Annotated in this window: 22 protein-coding genes; 12 read left to right on the top strand and 10 right to left on the bottom strand. The window is 55.8% G+C overall.

Annotated features, from left to right (window positions below; translation table 11 throughout):
• Positions 1-10 precede the first annotated feature (10 nt).
• Positions 11-2,200 carry a TonB-dependent siderophore receptor gene (locus ACRDD5_RS04160; protein ID WP_438676023.1) on the bottom strand — a complete coding sequence of 730 codons (2,190 nt, stop codon included), beginning with the start codon at positions 2,198-2,200 and terminating at the stop codon, positions 11-13.
• Between the two features lie 349 nt (positions 2,201-2,549).
• On the opposite strand from ACRDD5_RS04160, the gene ACRDD5_RS04165 reads away from it, so the two are divergent.
• The 6 genes from ACRDD5_RS04165 (at position 2,550) to ACRDD5_RS04190 (ending at position 6,152) form a co-directional block, all read left to right on the top strand.
• Positions 2,550-2,786: a TA system antitoxin ParD family protein gene (locus ACRDD5_RS04165; protein ID WP_271267385.1), complete on the top strand. Its 237-nt coding sequence runs from the start codon at positions 2,550-2,552 to the stop codon at positions 2,784-2,786.
• Complete coding sequence (locus tag ACRDD5_RS04170) at positions 2,755-3,084, top strand: type II toxin-antitoxin system RelE/ParE family toxin (protein ID WP_271281921.1); 330 nt, start codon at positions 2,755-2,757, stop codon at positions 3,082-3,084. The genes ACRDD5_RS04165 and ACRDD5_RS04170 overlap by 32 nt, the downstream gene beginning before the upstream one ends.
• Before the next feature lie 248 nt (positions 3,085-3,332).
• A complete protein-coding gene (locus ACRDD5_RS04175; RefSeq protein ID WP_438676024.1) occupies positions 3,333-3,539 on the top strand; it encodes a hypothetical protein in 207 nt (68 codons plus the stop codon).
• Between the two features lie 103 nt (positions 3,540-3,642).
• Positions 3,643-3,786 (top strand): hypothetical protein, encoded by a 144-nt coding sequence (locus ACRDD5_RS04180; protein WP_438676025.1) that lies wholly within the window; start codon positions 3,643-3,645, stop codon positions 3,784-3,786.
• Between the two features lie 501 nt (positions 3,787-4,287).
• Positions 4,288-4,821 (top strand): hypothetical protein, encoded by a 534-nt coding sequence (locus ACRDD5_RS04185; RefSeq protein ID WP_438676026.1) that lies wholly within the window; start codon positions 4,288-4,290, stop codon positions 4,819-4,821.
• A 2-nt stretch (positions 4,822-4,823) separates the two neighbouring features.
• Entirely contained in the window at positions 4,824-6,152 is a 1,329-nt protein-coding gene (locus tag ACRDD5_RS04190) for an adenylate/guanylate cyclase domain-containing protein (RefSeq protein ID WP_438676027.1), read from the top strand.
• A gap of 822 nt (positions 6,153-6,974) precedes the next feature.
• Here the strand turns inward: ACRDD5_RS04190 and hycI are convergent.
• The 9 genes from hycI to ACRDD5_RS04235 form a co-directional block, all read right to left on the bottom strand.
• Positions 6,975-7,430, bottom strand: a complete 456-nt coding sequence (hycI, locus tag ACRDD5_RS04195; protein ID WP_438676028.1) for a hydrogenase maturation peptidase HycI — start codon at positions 7,428-7,430, stop codon at positions 6,975-6,977.
• Positions 7,423-7,833, bottom strand: coding sequence for a formate hydrogenlyase maturation HycH family protein (locus ACRDD5_RS04200; protein WP_438676029.1), 411 nt, complete (start codon positions 7,831-7,833; stop codon positions 7,423-7,425). The genes hycI and ACRDD5_RS04200 overlap by 8 nt, the downstream gene beginning before the upstream one ends.
• Positions 7,833-8,597, bottom strand: a complete 765-nt coding sequence (gene nuoB, locus ACRDD5_RS04205) for an NADH-quinone oxidoreductase subunit NuoB (RefSeq protein WP_438676030.1) — start codon at positions 8,595-8,597, stop codon at positions 7,833-7,835. Before nuoB ends, ACRDD5_RS04200 begins: the two co-directional genes overlap by 1 nt.
• Positions 8,594-9,139, bottom strand: a complete 546-nt coding sequence (locus ACRDD5_RS04210) for a formate hydrogenlyase complex iron-sulfur subunit (protein WP_271281915.1) — start codon at positions 9,137-9,139, stop codon at positions 8,594-8,596. Before ACRDD5_RS04210 ends, nuoB begins: the two co-directional genes overlap by 4 nt.
• A gap of 12 nt (positions 9,140-9,151) precedes the next feature.
• Positions 9,152-10,861: a formate hydrogenlyase subunit HycE gene (hycE, locus tag ACRDD5_RS04215; protein WP_438676031.1), complete on the bottom strand. Its 1,710-nt coding sequence runs from the start codon at positions 10,859-10,861 to the stop codon at positions 9,152-9,154.
• Positions 10,862-10,876: 15 nt separating this feature from the next.
• Entirely contained in the window at positions 10,877-11,800 is a 924-nt protein-coding gene (locus ACRDD5_RS04220) for a respiratory chain complex I subunit 1 family protein (RefSeq protein ID WP_438676032.1), read from the bottom strand.
• Positions 11,801-11,802: 2 nt separating this feature from the next.
• Positions 11,803-13,635 carry a formate hydrogenlyase subunit 3 gene (gene hycC / locus ACRDD5_RS04225; RefSeq protein WP_438676033.1) on the bottom strand — a complete coding sequence of 611 codons (1,833 nt, stop codon included), beginning with the start codon at positions 13,633-13,635 and terminating at the stop codon, positions 11,803-11,805.
• On the bottom strand, positions 13,632-14,240 hold the full coding sequence (locus tag ACRDD5_RS04230; RefSeq protein ID WP_271281911.1) for a 4Fe-4S binding protein: 609 nt from the start codon (positions 14,238-14,240) through the stop codon (positions 13,632-13,634). The genes hycC and ACRDD5_RS04230 overlap by 4 nt, the downstream gene beginning before the upstream one ends.
• 75 nt (positions 14,241-14,315) lie before the next feature.
• Complete coding sequence (locus ACRDD5_RS04235; RefSeq protein ID WP_271281910.1) at positions 14,316-14,774, bottom strand: transcriptional regulator; 459 nt, start codon at positions 14,772-14,774, stop codon at positions 14,316-14,318.
• Between the two features lie 232 nt (positions 14,775-15,006).
• Between ACRDD5_RS04235 and hypA the strand changes: the two genes are divergently transcribed.
• The 6 genes from hypA to flhA are packed head-to-tail and all read left to right on the top strand — an operon-like array spanning position 15,007 to position 20,748.
• Positions 15,007-15,357 (top strand): hydrogenase maturation nickel metallochaperone HypA, encoded by a 351-nt coding sequence (gene hypA, locus ACRDD5_RS04240; RefSeq protein WP_271281909.1) that lies wholly within the window; start codon positions 15,007-15,009, stop codon positions 15,355-15,357.
• A 3-nt stretch (positions 15,358-15,360) separates the two neighbouring features.
• Positions 15,361-16,233, top strand: a complete 873-nt coding sequence (hypB, locus tag ACRDD5_RS04245) for a hydrogenase nickel incorporation protein HypB (protein ID WP_438676034.1) — start codon at positions 15,361-15,363, stop codon at positions 16,231-16,233.
• Positions 16,224-16,502, top strand: a complete 279-nt coding sequence (locus ACRDD5_RS04250) for a HypC/HybG/HupF family hydrogenase formation chaperone (RefSeq protein WP_271281907.1) — start codon at positions 16,224-16,226, stop codon at positions 16,500-16,502. The genes hypB and ACRDD5_RS04250 overlap by 10 nt, the downstream gene beginning before the upstream one ends.
• On the top strand, positions 16,502-17,623 hold the full coding sequence (hypD, locus tag ACRDD5_RS04255) for a hydrogenase formation protein HypD (protein ID WP_438676035.1): 1,122 nt from the start codon (positions 16,502-16,504) through the stop codon (positions 17,621-17,623). Before ACRDD5_RS04250 ends, hypD begins: the two co-directional genes overlap by 1 nt.
• Positions 17,620-18,630, top strand: coding sequence for a hydrogenase expression/formation protein HypE (hypE, locus tag ACRDD5_RS04260; protein ID WP_438676036.1), 1,011 nt, complete (start codon positions 17,620-17,622; stop codon positions 18,628-18,630). The genes hypD and hypE overlap by 4 nt, the downstream gene beginning before the upstream one ends.
• 30 nt (positions 18,631-18,660) lie before the next feature.
• Positions 18,661-20,748: a formate hydrogenlyase transcriptional activator FlhA gene (flhA, locus tag ACRDD5_RS04265; RefSeq protein WP_438676037.1), complete on the top strand. Its 2,088-nt coding sequence runs from the start codon at positions 18,661-18,663 to the stop codon at positions 20,746-20,748.
• Positions 20,749-20,772 lie beyond the last annotated feature (24 nt).

A 20,772-nucleotide genomic window follows, 5' to 3' on the forward strand; every position in this document is an offset into this window, starting at 1 on the left:
GCAGTGACGATCAGAACAAGACCGAGTAGTTCAGGCCGAAGGTACGACCGCGACCTTTGTAGGTATAAAGGTTCTCAGCACCGTAGGTTGGGCTGTACAGACCTGGGGCGCGCTGTCCCCATGCGGTGGTGTAGTCTTCATCCAGCAGGTTTTCGACGCTGAAGCTCAGCTTGCCCACCGGCAGAAGATAGCTGCCGATGAAATCAGCGGTGTTATAGCCATCAATCTTCTTACCGGCTTCGTCAGACAAATCAAACGTCTGGGTGCTTTGCAGACGCAGCGTCCAGTCGCCCGGTGCCCAGGTGACCCATGCGCTCATTTTGGACGGGCTGGCGCTGTCTACCGTCAGTTTTTCCCATTTCCCGTCGACGTGGGTTTCCGATTTGATGACGTTGAAGTTTGCGCCGGTGCTCCACTCACTGTCGGTAAAGAAGTAATCCACCTGACCTTCAACACCGTAGATGCGACGTTTGTCGTCTTCCACGTTGATGGTCATGTCGCTTTTGTTGATGTTGATGGTTTTGTCAGAGAGCGAATAGTAACCGGCAATCTGCGTGCGCAGGTTATCCCCGGTGTAGCGCCAGCCCAACTCGTAAGCATCAACTTTAATCCCGTCGAGCTTTGAGTCGTTCACGTTAACGCTGTTCACTAAACGATAGTGACCGTTCACCAACTGGTATGTGCCGGAGCCGTAATATTTCGCCAGATCCGGGATCTCAAAGCCCTGCGAGAAGTTAAACCACAGCTGCTGACGCTCGGTCAGATGACCCAGAATACCGGCGTTAAACAGCAGGTTGTTGTAGTCGGTTTTCCCGCCCGGCACCGCGTCTGCCGAAGTAGCTCGACCGGTGGCAATCCCCTGCTGCTGGGCGTAACCAATAAAGTCATCGACCTTGTTTTCTGTGTACTGATAGCGCACGCCACCGCTCAGGGTGATCGCCGAGATGTCGTAGCTCGATTGCAGGAATGGGGCAAGGTTGGTGATGCTGTAGCTCGGATAGCGCCCGACGTTGTAAGCGTCATCCAGCTTCATGCCGCCGCTGGCCGCCGCTTTGTTGAGGTCGAAAAATTGCTGGTTGGCGTCGAAGGTTTCATGTTCGGCATCGATACCCCACGTCAGCGTCAAATCATCCAGCGGTTTGCTGTTGATGGTGAGCTTGCCGCCATAGAAATCGGTTTTTTGCTGGGATGCGCCAATGCTGGTGACCCGACCGGCTGAAAGCGTCGGGAACGGATAAAACGTCAGGCTTTCGTCGCGGTAGTAAATTTGTGCCACCAGATCCTGACCCCAGAAATCGGTGTTGGAGTATTGCAGGTTGATCAGGTGGCGTTCAGTGCCCGGAATACGGTCGGAGTCGAGATTGTTTTTGTTGTAGGCGTTGCCTGAACCCGTTACGGCCGAGAAGTTCTCGCCAAGATACAGGCCGTGCTTACCGTCGGATTCGCTTTTGTAATACTGCGTGGTGAGCTGCAGCTGCTGATGCTCGTCGATGTTCAGCGTGCCGGTGCCCATCACGTCCAGACGGTCGGAGTATTGTAAACCGGTCTGGGTGTTATCAATGTTCACCTCGTCGCCCTTGCCGTCGTACCAACCGCCAAAGCGCTGATAAGCGACCGACATGCGCCCGGAAGCGTGGTCGTTGCCGCCGCTGACCGCCGCTGCGACGTTTTCGTCATTATCGTTATGGCTGTTGAAGCCCGATTTTACGCCGGTCTGGAACTCGACTTCGGTTTCCGGCTGGCCCTTTTTGGTGACGATATTGATCAAGCCGCCAGTACTGCCGCCGCCGTAAAGGGAGGTTGCGCCGGAGATCACTTCTATGCGCGCGATGTTAAACGGATCGATTGAATCCAGCTGGCGGCTGTCGCTGCGCGAGGAGTTTAAGCGCACGCCGTCGACCATCACCATCATCGAACGACCACGCATGTTCATCCCGTAGTTGGTACGCCCCTGGCTGCTAACATCCATACCAGGAATCAACTGCGCCAGCACCTCTTTGAGCTCTTTACCGCCCTGAACCTGCTGTTCAATGTCGGCTTGTTCGATAACCCAGGTGGTCTGCGCCATATCGGCAATGGTGTGGTTAGTACGGCTGGCGGCAACCACCAGGGTGTCATCTTTTTGTGTTTCAGCCGAGGCGTTAGCGGCTAATGTCAAAAACAAACCCGAGCTGAGTGCCCGATACCAATGCGGTTTCATTGTGGCGATCGTCCTGAATTATCGAGATACCGGGGCCTGAGGCCCGAACGGCAAGAACATCACCCGCGCGGGTGATAATGATTTTCAGAATGATAAGGATTGTTATTAAAATGTAAATAGTTATTGCAGAAAACTACCTTTTTAAGGACATGATTTTGATGGGGTTTTGTGGGTGGATAGCTATGGGCTAGGAGCAGGCACAACCATCCAGCAAACTTCGCGCGGCACTAAGTTGCACTACGCGACAAATTGTCGCATAGTGTTGTCTGTAGTGCGTCAAACACTGACGTATCGATTGAAACCACCCAATACCTTACTGGCACGGGTGATTACATCATGAGGTTTTAAAATGGCAACAAGCATCCGCTTAGATGATGATTTTGTTGAAGAAGTGAAAATACACGCAGAGGCGATGAGCCGTAGCGTGCCCAAACAGATTGAGCACTGGGCTAAGATTGGCCGCATTGCTGAGGAGAATCCCGATCTGTCATTTTCCTTCATCAACGAAATCCTGCTGGCGAAAGCAGAAATGGACAACGGGAGAATGAAGAAATATGTGCGCAGAAAAGACCGGTCAGGGAATTGAGGTTTACCAGTCAAGCCGCTTTGAGAAAGCCTTCAACCGCCTGACCAAAAGCGATCAAGATAGCGTTGATGACGAAATTGATCGCATCATCGAAAACCCGGAGATTGGCGAGCGCAAGAAAGGCGATCTCAGCTATCTGTGGGTGCATAAATTCTACATGGGAAAGCAGCAGTACCTGCTCGGCTACACCTGGGTGGACCTGAGACTGGAGATCTATCTCCTGAGCCTGGGAACGCATGAGAATTATTACGATGAGCAAAAGCGGCACCGCAAAGCCGACCTGAAACTGATTGGGTAATGTTGAGTGAGAACAGTTATCTTTTTAAAACAGCCAGATATCCCAACTGGCCTGGCCTGGCATGCGAAGCGCCCCTGACATAGCCTTTCTGGAAGGCGCCTCGCAACCTCTAAAGTAACGTTATGTAATTCAGGTTTAAGGCTTTTACTCTCGTTATCAGATTCGTAAAGTGGTTGCGTTGCGGCACATCCGCAATCGGGCGTAGGAACCCGCATTCTACAGAGCAAATTTTTAATAGGATGCTCAATATGACTTCTATCCCGACACTGACTTGCTGTCACTCTGACGAACGCGTTACTGACCACTCCATCACCCTGCCTCTTACAGTTGAAGCGGATCTCTTCGAGATCGCCGCCCGCTGCGCCGCGCTGGTGAGCGTATTGATCGAAACAGATGACAGTGCATCCCGCACTGCGCTCTGCGAACATCTGCTGCGCGCTGCAAAAGCTGCGTGAACTCTGTGATACCGAACTCCCGCCGCACCTTATCGTGCAGTTGATCCAAGGGGAAACACTCAACTCCTGTATGCCGGACTGCTGGCAGGAAACCGCTCCCTAGGTGGATTATGCGCTGGCTTTGGTGCAGGCAATTTTGGGCGGAACATTGCCCGCCAGCGTCGAGAAAGAACTGGCGGGGATGCTGCACGATCTGGTCTGGCTGCTGAATGAGTTTGTGAAGGAGCCGTATATCAGCGTGCATTAAGCGCGGGTGGAAATCGGTGAACGCGTTTTGATTTAAGGTTGTTAAAAGGGGCTTTGGCAGGTCCCTTTAATGCGTTTGAGGATGGGGTCAAAGTTGAGCTTTGGTAACGTTATATTTTTATACACTTACAATATCGATTGCTGTTAATGTGGAGCATTTCATATCTGTTAAAGGTAACAACGGAATTTCGAAATTATTATCATTACTGCATACTTGACACTATCCCGTATCAATCAATGGAATGCTGGTCATGTAGTTAGTTGTTTCCCCCGGATATATAGGCATCTGAAATATCTGGATCCTTCAATAAAAATACAATATAATTCCTCTCACTCTTGCTAGCTTAATCTGAAAAAATCATTCCTAACGATTAGATTAAGTGCAAGTTCTTGTTACTATATTAATAGATCTTGCATCAAAATATAGATATGTGAATTTCATTTCTCAAATCGACTTGTTAACAAGGTTATTTTTAATTTAACAATAAAAAGAGGTTCCAAATTGGACAATCAAAAAGCAAAGCTCAATCAAGATCAAATAATTGAATATTTAATCAAATCAATAATTAGGACAGATGGTTACTTAAATTATTCCAATACAAAATCGACAGTCATATTGACTTTATCTGCAGCTTTTCTAACCTTAATAGCAAGTAACTTTAAAAATCTCTCCGCGGAATTCCCAGAGCCTTGTGCTTTTCTAATATTAAAAGCAACAGTGCTTCTTATTTTTATTTGCTTAATAACTTCAATTTACTTATCAATTACAGCAATAACTCCATTCACAGGAAAAAGTAAAGGATGTAATACATTTTCATTCGTAGACGTATATAGCAATTATGATGTCACTTCCTATGAGCTTTCCTGCTTGCGAGAGATGGAAAAAGAAAACATTATTAAAGATCTAAGTCGACTTCACTACAATTTAGCTGAATCAATTTTAATTAAATATCAAGCTCAAAAAAAATCAATGCGCTGCATTAAAATCGCGCTCCTTACATCTCTATTGATTTTAGTCGTGTACGTGGTGAAATAAAAATGAAAAACAACTTCGAATCAGCATTTAATGATATAAAAAACATTTTAACAAAAGAGGGAGTAAAGAAAAGCCAAAATCCCATTGAAAAAAAATTAGCACGTGAAAGTTTTCAGAGCCGTTCAGGAAACCTTTCGCTCGAAAGTGATACATTTTTTTTAGAAAGTACGTCTTACCAACTCAATACTATTGCCGATGACGATTTAAACGAAGACAATGTTAGCGAGTTGATGAATATTTATTTTGGCTCTCGAACATTCATCCATAACGGGATTGGTACGCATCCAGATTTCAATGAAATAGGTAAAGAAGACCAGAAAATACTATACGGATATACCAGCACATTATTTATAGACATTATAGGATCAACAAAGCTAAGTTTTGAAATAGATAACCCACTGATAGTATTTCGTATAAAAAACTATATATTGCGCTATTCGATAGCAATAATTCAAGCATTTGGCGGCGTTGTTCATCGAATTATGGGAGATGCGATACTGGCATTTTTTAGGAGTAATGATAATGAAGGAGATAAAGAGGTAGATAGCGCAATCGATGCAATCAACAGCGCATCTTACATAATAAAATTCATGAATTCAAAAGTCATAAACGGTCTTAAGGAATATGTTAACACTGAGGAATTAGGACTGAGAATTGGAATCGAACATGGTGACAAAGATGCTGTTTTATGGTCTAGTTATGGGATAAACAACACTCGAGAAATCACAGCGACATCATTTTACGTAGATGTCGCTGCCAAATTACAACAAGCGACAGAAAAAAACACAATCCTTATTGGTCAAAACATTAAAAGAAAAATAGGTTTAGATAACTCACAGTCATCGCATTATAGTAAAGTTTTTTTAAAGTTTGATGAAAATGCAAAATATAGAGCGTTTTCGCTGTCACAGAAGTATATAGATTCTCTGCCTGAAAAGGCTATCATTGATGACAATGAAATCGAAATTAAAGCTTATGTTGGAGATGTCCAATATTATGCTTTCTCCAAATCAATCCCAATTGGAGAGAAAATTACATTTAAAGCTCAAATCCGAAGCCAACCGAATCAAAAAGGATTATTTTTTGTTTTCACAAGAATCAACCATGGAACAGCATCTTGGTTTGCAAAGAATAATGGAAAAACGAAAACCCCAAGTAAAATCCCAGCTATTGAAAAAGAAAACGGGGTATACACGGCTGAACATTCTGAGGATGCGACGTATAAAGGATTACATTCAATGAAAGTTTCTATCGTGAAAAAAAACACTTTTAATGAAGAAACAGAACTAAATTTCATACCTCAGGCACACTTTTACGTATTCATACGTTAACGCATAGCAATCAAGTATATAACTTATGTTGCGCCAGTAATCTCCTGGCGCACCTTCGTATGTCCTGTAACTAAAAACATCCTGCGCAAATGCAACATTCAATCTGCACTTTTTGCCCTTCCAGCGTTCTGGCTCAGCAATATTTCCCTCTCTCTCCGCCTTAATACCCCGCGCCTGCGCGCCCCATTCATCCTGATCGTCCCAGCGACCAGAACCGCAATTACCCGTTACGCTAGTTTTATGGCATCCAGAAGGCAATAACGGCGCACAACCTGTAGCTAGGCATACCACAACGGTAAGCATAAACATCTTCCCTGGCATTTCACGCGATCTCAAGCCTTAAACTTCTGGCCTCGTTTACCCGTCAAAATTGAATTTCGATTTACCACTTCACAAAAAGCAGAACCAATATAAAAAACACAGGTACAGGCCATAAGGGACCGTTTGGGAAAAAATAAAACAGTACGAATGCGAATAATATTGTCAATATGGCTGGGCCATAGTCGGAGAGTAAAGACTTAAAAATCCGTTTTAACATCCTGCATATTATATTAACCATGATTATAGCACCTCGCCGCCCCTGGCAATTTAACTTAAATAAACCCGACGATTATAAGAGGCAACAAGCGAACGGTAAATAAGCGCATTACATTTTACAAACAACACTCTTTTAAGAGAACGTTTAAACGAGCTGCGTAATATCCAAAGAATTTTAAATATTTTAGGTGGCGCTGGCATTAGACGGCAGGCGTATATTGTGCTCGCATTTCTGCCCGGCGGCGGCTGACGCCTTGCACGGCCTACAAAACTACCCAATAAACCTTACAACTCCCCAAACCCCAGCACCCCATCCCTGTCCGCCAGGCTTTCATAAACCCTCTCAACAGCAGCTTTCACCTTCTCCGTCATCGGATAATAAAACCCGACAATATCCGGCTGAACCCCTAAAAACACCACCTCCCCCACATCATCCTTCAGCTGATCCACCAGGTAATTCAGCGGCATATTGTGGGTAGTCATCATAAACATCTCGGCGATATCGTCCGGGTCGATGCGGCGGATCTCGCCTTGGTTTAATCCCATATCCGTCGCATCGACAATCAACAGCCGCGCCGGGCGCAGCTCGCGGATGGCGACCACGTCGTTCTCAGGGGCGCTGCCGCCGTCGAACACCACCCAGTCGCCGCGTGGAGATTCCCGGCACATCTCGGCCAGCAGCGGACCAGCCCCATCGTCGCCCATCATGCTGTTGCCGACGCAGAGTAATACATCAGTCACGTTGCCTCCGAACCATCAGATAGATGGCGTTTTCCTGGTGAATGGCGTGGAGCATGTTAAGCATGTGGCTGCTCCATTCCTGCTGCTGCGCCGTCTGCCCTGCCCTTGCGGCGTCAAAGGCGTTGGCGAGCATCACAATATGATTAGCGTCGATGACGATCTCCCCGTAGCGCGGCACGCCTTCCATTTTGCGCCGCGCCTCGCTCCCTGCTTCGAGGGTGGCGATCCACGTCAGATAGTCGTCCCACGGGCAGGTCAGCGCCGCCTCCAGGCAGTCGATGACCCCCAGATGGTGGCCGATCGCCAGCCCGTAGTAGATCACCTGCTGGGCGTCGTCGGGGGTGTCGTCACTTTCGTCAATGAACTTACGGCTAAGCTGGCTGAATACCACCGTCTCACTCATCAGATACGCTCCTGCCCGACCACCTCAATGAGGTTGCCGACGATTTCGTTCAGGCGCGGGTCGTTCTCGTGCGCCAGCCAGCGGGCCACGCTCTCGTCGCCCTCGATCAGGTGACGCATAAAGTCGTCGGCGATCTGGCGACCGTAGCGGTAGCCCGCCAGACGGCGCGCGGCGCGATCGATGCGTACCCGCAGGGGCTGTAGCATTTCCGGGTGGAGGATATCGGCGGGCTGGTTGTCCAGCGCCCCCGGCTCGCGGGCGTGGATTTTTTGCTCTAAAAGCCCCAGCGCCATTGCAAAGCCGTACAGGGTGGCGGCAGGCGACGGCGGGCAGCCGGGAATGTACACGTCCACCGGTACGATTTTATCGGTGCCGCCCCAGACGCAGTACAGGTCGTGGAAGATGCCGCCGGAGTTGCCGCAGGCCCCGTAAGAGATACAGATTTTTGGATCGGGGGCCGATTCCCACGCGCGCAGCGCCGGGGAGCGCATCGCGCGGGTGACCGCGCCGGTAAACAGCAGAATATCGGCGTGGCGCGGGGATGGCACCACTTTGATGCCAAAGCGTTCGGTGTCGAAAATCGGCGACAGGGTGGCGAAGATTTCGATTTCACACCCGTTGCAGCCGCCGCAGTCCACGCGGTAGACATAGGCAGAACGCTTAATTTTTTTCAGCAGCGAGGCCTTCATGCTGGCGATGGAGTCGTCCACCGTCACCGGCACCGGGATCCCCTGTTCGTTACGCGGCCCTAACAGTTCGCTCATCGTGTCGCTTCCTTCATTTCGCGGGTCAGATGGATTTTGTCCGACGGGGTCAGCCCCTGCAGGCGCTTGCAGTCCGGGCAGGTTTCAAAACTCTCCCGGTGCGATTCGGCGCGTTTGTCGCCGTTGTGGCGCAGCAGTTCAATCACGTAATCGATCTCTTTCTGGACCGCATACGGGCGCTCGCAGACCCGGCAGTGGCAGATATCGAAGCGCGACTGCTGCAGGAAATCGGCTTTGCTCCACACCGCCAGCTCGTACTCCTGCGACAGCTTGATGGCCGTGGTCGGGCAGACCTCTTCGCAGCGCCCGCAGAAGATGCAGCGCCCAAGGTTGAACTGCCAGGTCAGCTGGCCGAACTGCAGATCGGTTTCCACCGTCAGGGCGTTCGACGGACAGGCATTCACGCAGGCCGCGCAGCCGATGCACTGCTGCGGGTTGTGCTCCGGCTTGCCGCGCATATTTTTGTCGACCGCAATCGGCTGCAGCGGATAGGACTCCGTGACCACGCCGGTTTTGATGACTTTTTTAATAAACGTAAACATGGGTGCTCCGGGTTATTTCAGCGGCGAGTTTTTGCGTTCGATGCTGTAGCGTTCCAGTTCTTTATACGGAACCACCTTGCTTTTCTTCTTCCGCACGTCCACCACCGTCATGCGGTCGGTGCAGGAGTAGCACGGGTCGAGGCTGCCGATAATCAGCGGCGCGTCAGAGACGGTGTTGCCGCGCAGCATATAGCGCAGGGTTGGCCAGTTGGCGTAGGTGGCCGCCCGGCAGCGCCAGCGCCACAGCTTCTGGTTGTCGCCGGTCATGCTCCAGTGGATATCATCCCCGCGCGGCGCTTCGCTAAAGCCCAGCGCAAAGCGGTTCGGGATGTAGGTAAAGCCTTCCACCATCAGCTCGCCGCCCGGCAGGTTGTCGAGGCCGAAATCGATCATGTTCAGGGCGGTGTAGACTTCGTTGATGCGCACTTTCAGGCGCGAAATCACGTCGCAGCCCTGCTCGGTGTGGACTTCCATCGGCAGCAGGCCGTAGCCAACAAACGGGTGATCGGCGCGGGTGTCGCGGGCATGGCCGCTGGCGCGCACCATCGGGCCGACGTTGCTGAAGTCGCGGGCGATCTGCGGGTCGAGGCGGCCCACGCCGACGGTGCGCTGGTCGATGTTCGGCGTACTCAGCAGAATATCCACCAGATCCTGCACTTCGCGGCGCATCTGCTGGGCCAGCAGGCGGGTCTGGATCATGTCGTCTTTCAGCAGATCGCGACGGATGCCGCCGATCAGGTTCAGGCCGTAGGTTTTACGCGCCCCGGTAAGGATCTCCGCCATCTTCATGGAGGTTTCACGCACGCGGAAGAACTGCATAAAGCCGGAGTCGAAGCCAACGAAGTGGCAGGCCAGGCCGAGGTTCAACAGGTGCGAGTGCAGACGCTCCACCTCCAGCAGAATGGCGCGGATCATCTGGGCGCGTTCCGGCACCACGATCCCCATCGCGTTCTCCACCGAGGTGGTGTAGGCGGTGCTGTGGGCAAAGCCGCAGATGCCGCACACGCGGTCCGACAGGAAGGTGACTTCGTTGTAGCCCATCCGCGTTTCCGCCAGCTTTTCCATCCCGCGATGAACGTAAAACAGGCGGTAGTCGGCGTCGATAATGTTCTCGCCGTCAACGAACAGGCGGAAGTGGCCCGGTTCGTCGGAGGTGACGTGCAGCGGGCCAATCGGCACCACGTTGTTTTTCTTGTCGCCGAGTTCGTTAATGAATTCGTAGGTTTCTTTATCGGTGGTCGGGGCCGGGCGCTGACGGTAATCCATGCTGTCTTTACGCAGCGGATAGAGTTCGTCCGGCCAGTCATCCGGCAGCACCAGCCGACGTTCGTCCGGCAGGCCAACCGGGATCAGGCCGTACATGTCGCGCACTTCGCGCTCGCCCCAGACGGCAGCAGGCACGCGCGGGGTGACGGACGGGAACTCCGGTTTGTCGGCGTCCACTTCCACGCGCACGGTGAGCCAGCAGCGGGTGCCCTGCTCCATCGACAGCACGTAGTAGACGGCGTAGCTGCCGCAGAGCTGGCGTTCGTCATTGCCAAACAGCACCGACAGCCAGCCGCCCTGCTTGTAGTACAGGAACTCGACCACTTCCGGCAGATAGTTGATTTTCACCGTCACGGTGATTTGATCTTTGGTCTGCCAGGCCTCATCCAGCACAACGCCCGGGAAGGCCTGATGCAGCGCGGCGAGATAGTGTTGACCTACTTTTTCTTCAGACATGGTTATTCTCTACAATCACGCCGCCAGCAAGGAGACGAAAGCTAAAAATGCCAGACCAAAACCGGCCCAGGTAATACGGGAGGTGGCGTTAAAGCGCAGGCGCGCCATGCTGTTCTCGAACAGCGCAATCACCAGCACGCCAGCCACCAGCTTGACCACCGCGATCGCGATAGCCAGCAGCAGGCCGCCTGCGGAAAACTGCGTCATCTGTCCCCAGGGAATAAACACCCCGACGAACATCTGCAGCACCACCAGCTGTTTCAGGCTGATGCCCCACTTCAGCACCGCAAAGCCTGCGCCGCTGTATTCCGACAGCGGGCCTTCCTGCAGCTCTTGTTCAGCTTCCGCGAGGTCAAACGGCAGTTTGCCCATCTCAATAAAGGTGGCGAACGCGCAGGCGCACATCGCCAGAATCAGCGTCAGGGAGTGCGCCACCGGCCAGTGGTAAACGGTCGCTGTTACCGCGCTGATATGGGTGGTGCCCGCCACCTGCGCCGCAACCCACAGGCCCAGCAGCAGGATCGGCTCCACCAGTACGCCAAGCATCGCTTCACGACTTGCGCCAATCCCGGTGAACGGGCTGCCGGTATCCAGCCCGGCGATGGCGAAGAAGAAGCGCGCGATGGCGAAGAGGTAAATCAGAGTAATCAGATCGCCCAGCGCCGGGACTGGTGAGGCGACAGTCACCACCGGCAGCGCGGTAGCAATGGCGAACATCACCCCCACCATCACCAACGGCATCAGGCGGAATACCCAGCCGGAGGCCGCCGGGCCCACGCTCTGGCGGCCCAGCAGTTTCACCAGATCCCGATACTCCTGGAAGATATCCGGCCCGCGACGGGTATGCAGACGGGCACGCGCCACACGGGTAATACCGGCCAGCAGCGGCGCCACGGCAAACAGCACCAGCGCCTGAATCAATGCAAAGAGTAAAGTCATGTTCAGGCTCCTCGGGACACAATAACCACCACCAGCACCGCCAGCTCAATCAGGGCGATACGGTGGAATAATACGGCGGTGCATTCGCACTGCCAGCCGGGGATAAAGCGCACCGGGTTCAGCCATTTGCGCAGCTTCAGCACCGGCGCAAAGGACTCTTTTACCGGCATCGCAAAGCCGTGGGCGGTGATCACCATCGCTTGTTCATGGTCGTATCCGCACACCCAGGCAGAGCCGCGGGAGCGGTTCGGCAGGCGGTTGCCTTTGAAAATGACCATCACGATAAACGGCAGCAGCAGCCCTGCGATCAGCAGCAGAGCGATCGTTGGCGGCGAGACGGTGGAGACAGCGCCGCCACTCATCGGGAACATGCGGCTAATCACGGGCAGGAACCAGGGGGCAGCAACACCGCCCGCCACGCAGCACAACGCCGCCAGCACGGTACTGACGGTCATCAGCCACGGCGCGGCGTGCGCATTTTCCGCTTCTGCGGTGCGCGGTGCGCCCAGGAAGGTGACGCCGTAGACTTTCGCCATACACATCACCGCCAGCGCGCCGGTAATGGCCAGACCGACCGCCAGCAGCGGCCCTAAAAGCCGGGCGATAAAGGCGTCGTGGGTGCCGAGGTTAAAGAAGGATTGATAGATCACCCACTCCCCGGCAAAGCCGTTCAGCGGCGGCAATGCGGCCATCGCCATCAGGCCCACCAGCATGGCAAGCGAGATCAGCGGCATTTTTTTGCCGATGCCGCCCAGCTTCTCGATGTCGCGATGGCCGGTGCGATACCACACCGCGCCCGCGCCGAGGAACAGCGTGGTTTTAAACAGACCGTGGCTGACCAGGTGATACAGCCCCCCGGTGAAGCCCAGCGCAATCAGCAGGCTGCTGTGCAGAGCGATACCGGTAACGCCCGCGCCCAGGCCGAGCAGGATAATGCCGATGTTTTCCAGGGTGTGGTACGCCAGCAGGCGCTGGATGTTGTGCTCCATCAACGCGTACAGCCCGCCGATAAAGGCGGTGATCATCCCCATCACCAGCAGCAGCACCCCGAGCCACAGCGGCGGTAACGCCCCGCTGAGAGACACGGTGAGCATGCCGTACAGCCCGACCTTCATGACGACGGTGGAGAACAGCGCGGCAGCCGGGGCGCTGGCGTTAGCATGCGCCTGCGGTGCCCAGCCGTGCAGCGGGATGACGCCCGCCAGCAGGCCAAAGCCCGCCAGCCCCGGCAGCCAGACGCTGGCACCCGGTGCCTGCGCGGTGGCCATGGCATTCATGGCCACAAAATCCAGGGTGCCGTAGAACTGCCACGCCTGCCAGCAGGCAAGTGCCAGCAGCAGCGTACCCAGACGACCCAGCACAAACCACAGCTTGCCGGACTGGGCGCAGCCGGTAAGGAACGCGGCGCACAGGGCCATGATTTCAGCCATCACCACCAGCCAGCCGAGGTTATCGACCACGATGGCGGCCACGGCGGCGGCCATCAGCAGGTTCGCCAGCACGCCGGTATTTTTCACCTGCGGGTGACGCTGCCAGGCGATGGTAAACAGACTGATAAGACAGGCTGGCAGGCCAATGGCGACAAGCCATACCGCGCGGATACCGGTCAACTGCATCCCGGCGTGCAGCCAGGCGATCTGCCCGTGCAGCGCCAGGGTCTGCGGGTCGGCCAGCAGGGTAATAACCCCTGCCATCACCGTCATGGCACTGGCAATCACCCCGCCGATCCCGGCGATGGCGCCGCTCAGGGGCTTGTGGGCGCAGAAGATAAACGCCAGCACGGCGCTTATCAGGAACAGACCCAGCGCCGGGTTAATTAACGAAAAGGCGTTCATCCGCGCTCTCCTTGTTGCGACTGGAACAGCGACAGATCGCCCAGATCGGTATTCATGGTGAGTTCACGCTTGCGCTTGCTGGCGCGGGCGATGTCGTCGTTATTGACCAGCCGCAGGGATTGGGTCGGACAGGTGCGCACGCATGCAGGGCCGTCGGGGTCGAAGTAGCACAGGTCGCACTTCACCGCGATGGCGCGCACGCCCGGCACCCAGTCAAGGAACGGGCTGACGCGGGCGGGTGCCGGCGGTGCCATCGGCGCCTTGCTGGTGTTGCTGTTGGCGGGGATCGCCCGCGGACGGCTGCCGCCAAACTCCACGGCGCCAAACGGACAGGCAATACCGCACAGCTTGCAGCTGACGCACAGGCTTTCATTCAGCTGGATGGCGCCGTCAATGCGGGTGATGGCGTTAACCGGGCACACCTGGGCGCAGGGGGCGTCTTCGCACTGGTGGCAAAGCTGCGGCGCGGAGTCATTGCGGTTACGCATCACTTTCAGTCGCGCCTGGCTTTGCAGACCATGCAGGCGATGGGTCTCTGAGCAGGCCGCCTCACAGGTGTGGCAGCCGATACACAGCGTAGGATCAGCAATTACAAAACGATTCACCTGGAGTCCTCTGGTGAGAGTCATTTTTGACGATAAGTGTCGAAAGTGTCATTTCGACACCTGTCGACAGCGTATTCAGGCCACAGCGTGGTGTTTGGCGAGCGTCTCGAGCGTCAGCGATTCGCCGCGTTCGGTTGCCTGATAGAGCGCGGCGTAGATCCCGCTGATGGTATCGAGGAAATGAGACAGCACCGCCTCGCGCTCATCCACGCTGATGCTGCCGTCGAGCAGGCCGTCAGCGCCCAGCCGGGCGCGGGCAATCAGCACGCTGGCCTGTTCGTCCCGCGCTTCGACGGTGTAGTGAAAGACATGGCCGTTGAACGCCTGTTCAGGGGTGACGCGGATCAGGAAGTGGTCGAACAGCCAGAAGCCCAGCCCGCTATCCGTATTGCTGGCCACGCTCAGATGCAGACTGGCTTTAGACAGCGTAATGCCCTGAATCAATGAGTTGCCGTAGTGATTCCAGTGGGTACGCAGGACGCGCTGCTGTCCGGCAATAAAATTTGCTTTCTCGCTTAATTCGGAAAGGTTCATGGTGAAATACCTAATGCTCTTTTTGAAGAAGTTGACTGCATTAAGCACGTTCCATGCCAGTTTTTAACTGATTGATTTTTATAATTAATTGAATTTTAGTTGTGAATAGCAACACAAAATGACATGTCATTTCGTCATCTTTGTCCGCACGCAGACACCCTCTCCCCGCCTTTAACTAAAACCTGGCATCAATATTGCTATTACCCGGTAAGACCTCACCAGGAAACGCACTATGCACGAGATCACCCTCTGCCAGCAGGCGCTGGAATTGATTCAACACCAGGCTCATGAACATCACGCGAAGCGGGTCACCGGCGTGTGGCTGCGCGTTGGCGCGTTTTCCTGCGTGGAAAGCAGCGCCCTGCAGTTTTGCTTTGAGCTGGTATGCCGGGAGACGGTCGCCGAAGGCTGCGACCTGCATCTGGAAGAGCAGCAGGCGGAATGCTGGTGTCGGGACTGCGAGCAGTATGTCCAGCTATTAACCCACCGCGTGCGCCGCTGCCCGGACTGCGGCGGCAGCGATTTGAATATCGTTGCCGACGACGGGCTGCATATCACCCGTCTGGAAATTGAACAGGAGTAAACCATGTGTACCACCTGCGGTTGCGACCAGGGCAACTTATATATAGAAGGCGACGAGCATAATCCTCACTCTGCTTTTCGCAGCGCCCCGTTCTCCCCTGCCCCACGCCCGGCGCTGCGCGTCACGCGCATTGACGCGACGCCGTTTGCCCCCGCTGAAGCCAGCACAGGCCAGCTGGATTACGGTCACGGCGAAGCGGGCACCCACGCGCCGGGCCTGAGCCAGCGCAAAATGGTCGAGATAGAGATGGACGTGCTGGGCAAGAACAATCAGCTGGCCCGGCGCAACCGCGAGTTGTTCAGCCGTAAAAAGCAGCTGGCGCTGAATCTGGTCTCCAGCCCCGGCTCCGGTAAAACCACCCTGCTGACGGAAACCTTAAAACGCCTGCAGCAGCGCGTGGCCTGCGCGGTGATCGAAGGCGATCAGCAGACGGTGAACGACGCGGAACGCATTCGCGCCACCGGCACCCCGGCGATTCAGGTCAATACCGGCAAAGGCTGTCACCTGGACGCGCAGATGATCCATGACGCGATGCAGCGCCTGCCGCTGGATGACGGCGGGATTATGTTTATCGAAAACGTCGGTAACCTGGTCTGTCCGGCAAGCTTTGACCTTGGCGAGCGTCATAAGGTGGCGGTGCTGTCGGTCACCGAGGGCGAGGACAAACCGCTGAAATACCCGCATATGTTTGCCGCCGCGTCCATCATGCTGCTGAATAAGGTCGATCTGCTGCCGTACCTCACCTTTGACGTCGAGAAATGCCTCACCGCCGCCCGGGAAGTGAATCCGGAAATCGAGATCCTGCTGGTCTCCGCGACTCGCGGCGACGGCATGGATGCCTGGCTTGACTGGCTGGAGACGCAGCGATGTGCATAGGCGTTCCCGGTAAAATTAGCGCCATCCACGATGGCATGCAGGCCCAGGTCGATGTTTGCGGCATCCTGCGCGATGTGGATCTGACCCTGGTCGGCATCCATGACGAAAACGGCAACAGCCGCCTCGGCCAGTGGGTGCTGGTCCACGTGGGGTTTGCGATGAGCGTAATAGATGAAGAGGAGGCGCTGGACACCCTCGCCGCCCTGCAGAACATGTTCGACGTCGAGCCGGACGTGGGTTCGCTGCTGTTTGGCGAGGAGCATCGCTAATGCGCTTTGTTGATGAATACCGCGATCCGCAGAAGGTGATGCGCCTGATTGAGACCCTCAAGGTCCGCGCCGGGGCGTTACGCTATACCGCCCAGCGCCCGCTGCGGATCATGGAGGTGTGCGGCGGGCACACCCACGCCATCTTTAAGTTTGGGCTCGATCAGCTCCTGCCCGACAACATCGAGTTTATCCACGGCCCCGGCTGTCCGGTGTGCGTCCTGCCGATGGGCCGCATTGACACCTGTATTGAGATTGCCCACCACCCGGAGGTGATCTTCTGTACCTTCGGCGACGCGATGCGCGTCCCGGGTAAAAACGGTTCGCTGCTGGATGCCCGGATGCGCGGCGCGGACGTGCGGGTGATTTACTCCCCCGCCGACGCCCTGAAGCTGGCCCAGCAAAATCCGGATCGTAAGGTGGTCTTTTTCGGGCTGGGGTTCGAAACCACCATGCCCGCCACCGCCCTGACCCTGCGCCAGGCGAAGGCCGCGAAGGTGTCGAATTTCTACTTTTTCTGCCAGCACATCACCCTGATCCCGGTACTGAAAAGCCTGCTCGAACAGCCGGAAAACGGCATCGACGCGTTTCTGGCTCCGGGGCATGTGAGCATGGTGATTGGCACCCACGCCTACGATTTTATCGCCGGGGAGCATAACCGCCCGCTGGCGGTGGCCGGGTTTGAACCGGTCGATCTGCTGCAGGGGGTGTTGATGCTGGTTGAGCAGAAGATCGAAGGCGTCAGTCGGGTCGAAAATCAGTATCGCCGCATTGTGCCGGAGGCGGGTAACGCCGTGGCGCAGGCGGCGATAGCCGAGGTGTTTGGTATTGAAGGCGACAGCGAATGGCGCGGGCTGGGGGTAATTGAGCACTCCGGCGTACACCTGACCGAAGGCTATCGCCAGTTTGACGCCGAGCATCACTTTACGCCGCAGGCGCAGGCCGTCTGCGACGATCCAGAGGCGCGCTGCGGGGCGGTGCTGACCGGGCGCTGCAAACCGGCGCAGTGTCCGCTGTTTGGTAATAAATGCACGCCGCAAAGCGCCTTTGGCGCGCTGATGGTGTCATCGGAAGGGGCGTGTAGCGCCTGGTATCAGTACCGTTCTCAGGAGTGTGAAAGTTGAAACAGATAACCCTCGCCCACGGGAGCGGCGGACAGGCCATGCAGCAGCTGATCGGCGAGCTTTTTATGCGTGCCTTCACCAACCCGCTGCTGAACGAGCAGGAAGATCAGGCCCGCATTCCGCTACATGAGCTAACCGCACACGGCGACCGGCTGGCCTTTTCCACCGACAGCTATGTGATTGATCCGCTGTTCTTCCCCGGCGGCGATATCGGCAAGCTGGCGGTATGCGGCACGGCCAACGACGTCGCCGTCAGCGGGGCTATCCCGCGCTGGCTCTCCTGCGGCTTTATTCTGGAAGAGGGGCTGGAGATGGCGACCCTCGAGCGCATCGTCACCAGCATGGCCGCAACGGCGGCGGCGGCGGGGATCACCATTGTCACCGGCGATACCAAAGTGGTGCCGCGCGGCGCGGCGGATAAAGTGTTTATTAATACCGCCGGTATCGGTTCTATTCCCGGCGGGTTAAACTGGGGGATGCGCCAGATTGCGGTCGGCGATGTGCTGCTGGTGAGCGGCACCCTGGGCGATCACGGCGCGACCATCCTCAACCTGCGCGAAGGCTTAGGTCTCGAAGGCGATCTGCAAAGCGACTGCGCAGTGCTGACGCCGTTGATTCAGGCGCTGCGTGATGTGCCCGGCGTAAAAGCCCTGCGTGACGCCACGCGCGGCGGCGTGAATGCCGTCGCCCACGAGTTTGCCGCCAGCAGCGGCTGCGGCATTGAGCTGCAGGAAGGCGCCCTGCCGGTGAAATCCGCGGTACGCGGCGCATGCGAACTGCTGGGGCTGGATCCGCTCAACTTCGCCAACGAAGGCAAGCTGGCAATCGTCGTTGAGCGCAGCGCGGCACAACAGGTGCTAGCCTTATTACATCAGCAGCCGTTAGGTCAGAATGCGGCGATTATCGGCGAAGTGGTGGAGCGTAAAGGGGTCCGCCTCACCGGACTGTACGGCGTGAAGCGCACGCTGAATTTGCCCCATGCCGAACCGCTGCCGCGTATTTGCTGACTGTCGATTCTCATTTTCTGGATATCACGCATGTCGTATACACCGACGAACGATCCTATTGATCAAGGCTTGTTCGATATTACCCGTACTCTGCTGCAACAACCCGATCTCTGCGCCCTGGCACAGGTGCTGACTCAGCACGTCCGGCAGATAGACCTCGCCGACCACGTTAATATTTTGCTCTGGCAGCCGGAGCCGCGACGGGTGTATCTGTACGGCAGCGACGATCAGGACCGGGATATCCGCTGTGAAGATGAGCCCCAGCTGGCGAACGGACCGTTCCGCCGGATGCTTTCGCGCCCGGACGTACTGCACTGTAAGGCAGACACCTTCCGCGATACCTGGCCGGCGCTGGCCGGGCTGGCGTGTTACCCGCCGTTTGCTCACTACTGCCTGACGCCGCTGGCCGCCGACGGGCGGATCTTCGGCGGCTGCGAGTTCCTGCGCAGCCAGGATACGCCCTGGAGCGATAACGACTTTTCCCGCCTGCAGACGCTGACCCAGGCGGTCGGCCTGGCCGTGGAGCAGATTCAGGCCCGCCGCAACGATAGCGAAAGTTATGATTTGCTGTGCCGGGAGCGCAACGATTTTCGCCTGCTGGTCGCCATCACCAACGCCGTACTGTCGAAGCTCGACCTGGATGAGCTGGTAACCGAGGTCTCGCGCGAAATTCAGCACAACTTCGGCATTGATTCCATCAGCATGGTGCTGCGCAGCGACCGCAAAGGAAAGCTCATCGTCTACTCCACCCACTACCTGGATGAAAACGCGCCGCTGCACGATCAGAGCGAGGTGGACGAAAAAGGCACCCTGTCAGAAAAAGTGATGCGTGACCAGAAGATGCTGATGCTGAACCTGCACCATCGGGATCAGCACGCCCCTTACGAAAGAATGCTGTTTGATATGTGGGGCGAGCAGGATCAGACCCTGTGCCTGTTCCCGCTGATCTTCCGCGACCGGGTGCTCGGCACCCTGAAGCTGGCCCAGTGCAAAGCGCAGGTGTTTACCGCCGCCAACGTCAAGCTGCTGAACCAGATTGCCGAACGCATCGCCATTGCCGTGGATAATGCCCTCTCCTATCGGGAGATTAGCCACCTCAAGGAGCGGCTGATCGACGAAAACCTTGCCCTCACCGAGCAGATCAACAACGTCGCCACCGATTTTGGCGAAATTATTGGCCGCAGCTCGCCGATGATGACGGTGATGAAGCAGGTAGAGATGGTCGCCCGGAGCAACAGCACGGTGCTGATTCTGGGTGAGACCGGCACCGGGAAGGAGCTGATTGCCCGTGCCATTCACAACCTGAGCGGACGCAGCGATCGGCGGATGGTGAAGATGAACTGCGCGGCGATGCCTGCCGGCCTGCTGGAAAGCGACCTGTTCGGCCACGAGCGCGGGGCCTTTACCGGGGCCAGCGCCCAGCGCATTGGCCGATTCGAGCTGGCGGATAAAAGCACGCTGTTCCTTGATGAAGTGGGCGATATGCCGGTTGAACTGCAGCCCAAGCTGCTGCGCGTGCTGCAGGAGCAGGAGTTTGAGCGCCTCGGCAGCAACCGTATTATTCACACCGACGTGCGCCTGATTGCTGCAACTAACCGCGACTTAACGCAAATGGTCGCCGATCGTGAATTCCGCAGCGACCTCTATTACCGCCTCAACGTGTTCCCGATTTTCCTGCCGCCGCTGCGCGAGCGCCCGGAAGATATTCCCCTGCTGGTGAAGTCGTTCACCTTCAAAATTGCCCATCGACTGGGCCGCCAGATCGACAGTATTCCGGCAGATACTCTACGCCAGCTGAGTAAAATGGAGTGGCCGGGCAACGTGCGTGAGCTGGAAAACGTGATTGAACGCGCGGTGCTGTTGACCCGCGGCAACGTGCTCCAGCTGTCGCTGCCGGATATTGATTTCCCGCGCGTGGCGAACACCGCTGCACCGGAAACCGCCGTCAGCGAGATCCGTGAAGGCGAGGAGGAATATCAACACATTATGCGGGTGCTGAAAGAGACTAACGGGGTGATCGCCGGGCCAAGAGGCGCGGCAAATCGGTTAGGCCTGAAGCGCACCACGCTGCTGTCGCGCATGAAGCGCTTAGGGATCGATAAGAACGCCCTGATGTAAGAAAAAACCGGGGAATATGATGCG

This window comes from Silvania sp., from assembly GCF_051656365.1.
In the GTDB taxonomy this organism is placed as follows: domain Bacteria; phylum Pseudomonadota; class Gammaproteobacteria; order Enterobacterales; family Enterobacteriaceae; genus Enterobacter; species Enterobacter hatchlandensis.